General features: G+C 57.8%; 4 protein-coding genes and 1 pseudogene. 1 reads left to right on the forward strand and 4 read right to left on the reverse strand.

Translation table 11 applies throughout. The features are described 5' to 3' along the window. Positions 1–298: pseudogene (locus H565_RS0108460) on the forward strand (IS4 family transposase); the annotation flags it as partial. Here the strand turns inward: H565_RS0108460 and H565_RS16600 are convergent. The 4 genes from H565_RS16600 to H565_RS0108475 all read right to left on the reverse strand — a co-directional run bounded on the left by H565_RS16600 (position 237) and on the right by H565_RS0108475 (position 2,465). Then, a complete protein-coding gene (locus H565_RS16600; protein WP_169726668.1) occupies positions 237–785 on the reverse strand; it encodes a hypothetical protein in 549 nt (182 codons plus the stop codon). The pseudogene H565_RS0108460 and the gene H565_RS16600 overlap by 62 nt on opposite strands. Next, positions 748–1,200 carry a hypothetical protein gene (locus H565_RS0108465; RefSeq protein ID WP_157468933.1) on the reverse strand — a complete coding sequence of 151 codons (453 nt, stop codon included), beginning with the start codon at positions 1,198–1,200 and terminating at the stop codon, positions 748–750. The genes H565_RS16600 and H565_RS0108465 overlap by 38 nt, the downstream gene beginning before the upstream one ends. Before the next feature lie 169 nt (positions 1,201–1,369). Next, positions 1,370–2,098, reverse strand: a complete 729-nt coding sequence (locus H565_RS0108470; protein ID WP_027460664.1) for a hypothetical protein — start codon at positions 2,096–2,098, stop codon at positions 1,370–1,372. Then, positions 2,088–2,465, reverse strand: a complete 378-nt coding sequence (locus H565_RS0108475; RefSeq protein WP_027460665.1) for a hypothetical protein — start codon at positions 2,463–2,465, stop codon at positions 2,088–2,090. The genes H565_RS0108470 and H565_RS0108475 overlap by 11 nt, the downstream gene beginning before the upstream one ends. Between the last annotated feature and the right edge of the window lie 35 nt (positions 2,466–2,500).

A 2,500-nucleotide genomic window follows, 5' to 3' on the forward strand; every position in this document is an offset into this window, starting at 1 on the left:
GACAGCAGAAAACATGCATCAGGCGCTGAAATCCAGGGGCTTTTTTCTCGAAAGCACTCACCTGACTGATCCCCGTCGGGTTTCCACGCTCCTGGCCGTGGTCGCACTGGCCTTTGTATGGTGCTGTTTGGTGGGAGAGTTCGAGCAGCAGCGTGACCCGTCACGCTGCCTCAGGCACGGCTACCCGCCCAAAAGCCTCTTCAGGCGTGGCCTGGATGCCCTTCGCGCCGTACTGATCAAGCCCAACCGTGGGGCTGCACGCGCGTTTCCCGACTTTCTCGCCACTTTTGACCCCTAGAGAGGTCACGCTCTAAGGTTCGTTCAAGCTTGTAAGCCTCCTCTCTAAAGTGCCGCAGGTCATCCCGTCTAAGTGTCGTTCTGGTGCCAACAATGACGTGTACGTGTATTCCCTTTTCGTCTCCCTTCCCATCGCTGTGAACGGCTATGGCGTAAATCTCTGCATCTGGTCTGCGTTCCTGAATGCTGCGGGCAACATGCTCGGCGGCTTCGCGTTCGTTTACATGCGTAACCGCTGAGTCCAGCTTAGTCGTAAAAGCCAGATGTTGTTGATACTGGGTACTCGTGTCCTCGATGCTGGCAGCAGCCTCATGGCGGTCTGTCTCGCGCAGCTCGCCGTTTTCCAGCTTGTAAAGCTGGGTGTTTTCTCGCTCATCCATATAGTTTGCTGCGGCCTGCATCCTCGCCTTACCGCCCGCGCTGGTTTTGGTGTAGGCATTCCCGCTTCGGTCAGGAACGGACTTCACTACTCGCTGGTTGGCTTTCATCTTCCTCCCCTCGTACCTTCTGGGTGTAAGGTCGCAGTGACCTCACCGCGCCCTGCCAGCTCGCCTCCTTAAGTTGCCGCGCGGCTTCTTCTCCATACTCGGTTTCTGCCTCGGTCAGCATCTGACGGCGTAAGGCGACGACCTCGTGAGCCTGCCTCAGCAGCACATCGCCGAAACGGCTTGCAAACTCCCGCATATACCGCTCTTGGATAGCCTCAAGGCGCTGAGCGAGAACATCATTCGTCATCAGTTCGCGGTCTTGGATGGCATACCGCTCAAGGACGTGGGCGCATAGCGCCGATAGGGTGACCCCCGCTTCATCGGCGAGGCGTTGCAACTCTCCTGCATGATGCTGCGCGAGTGTCACCGTCACCCTTTTGGGTGTAGCTCGCGGTCGGCCCTGCTTCTTGGTCATGTCTCAAAGTAGCAGGGTTTAAAAAAAACAGTGCAGCCATTTTTAGGGGGTCAGGGGGAGAATCCCCCGCAAGATGCAACGCAGTTGCTAATCTTGCGGAACTTCACCGCCCGCCCTGCCACTCTGCTGTGCGAGGCCAAAAAAAGTGGGGCACTGCGGCCCCTGGGATTCAACTGGTTTGGCGTTTTCTTCGCGGCTTGGCGAGCTTGGAAAGCATCTCCTGAAACCACCTTCGAGCATTGGTTCCTCGCTCAAGCCTCGCAGCGTACTCCTCGAAGATGGCGCGCTGCTGTTCGGTCGTGTTCATCCGCTCCGGGAGTTGCTGGTTCTTGTAGACGTTCTGAATGCGGTAGGCGAGCACTTCGGCGGCTCTCTGGCTGCGCTCGTCGTACAGCCATCGCTGCTCTTCGTAAATTTTCAGTTGGGCGCGAGCAACCTGCATCGCTGGGATAACCTCGCGCATCAGCTCCCAGTCCGAAAGCTCATTGAACTCGGGCCAGCGAATCGGGTAGAAGTGATCCACAATTTGGCGGGTCGTCTCCGCTGGGTCGGTGAGTTTGAAATCCTCCTTGTCATACCCGTAGCGGACATACAGGCGGCGGAGTGAGGCGGTCTGATTGTCCTCGTTGTAAAGCTGGATGGTGTAGGGGTTCACTTCAGGGTCAGCGAACAGTTCCCGAAGTTGCCGGTAAGCGTCCTGCTCTTTAGGGGTCAGTTGTTCGCCATCCATCTCACGTCGCTGAAAGGCCACGAGCGCCGCGTCCAATCCCTTGTGAGCCTCGCGTTTGCCTTTGCCGATCTCCCAGAAATGGTACACGGGCGCATTCTTCAGCCTGCTAGTGACGCCGAGTCTCAACAGCTCACGGGCGATCTGTTCCTCGTAGGTTTCAGGAGGCATTGTCTCCCCCATCCGTGGCGGCTGCTTTGCGCTTCGTATTGCGGCGTTTGACCGGCTTGCGCTGCGCCTTGATAAGGGCCGTCAATTGCTCGTCTGTCATGCCCTGCACGTCCTCAGCGGTGACACCCTGCGGCGCGGGGGTCTTCTCGTGCTTCGCTATCCATGCTCTGACCTGCTCAGCGGTGGCAGTTGTGTAAGCGTATTCGAAGACCTGGCGGCCCTGCCCCTTTGAGCCTGTTAAGTCGAACCGGGTTAGCAGCTTCAGGGCGGGTACTTCTCCCGCCTTCACGGCTCGCTGAAACAGGGTGTAAAGACGGCGCTGGGCATCCGGCGTTTTACCTTGAATTTCTTCGGAAAAGAGCGGCATGAAGGCAGCATAACAGGGGACGTTGAATCACCTTT

It is taken from the genome of Deinococcus murrayi DSM 11303 (genome assembly GCF_000482805.1).
Lineage (GTDB): Bacteria > Deinococcota > Deinococci > Deinococcales > Deinococcaceae > Deinococcus > Deinococcus murrayi.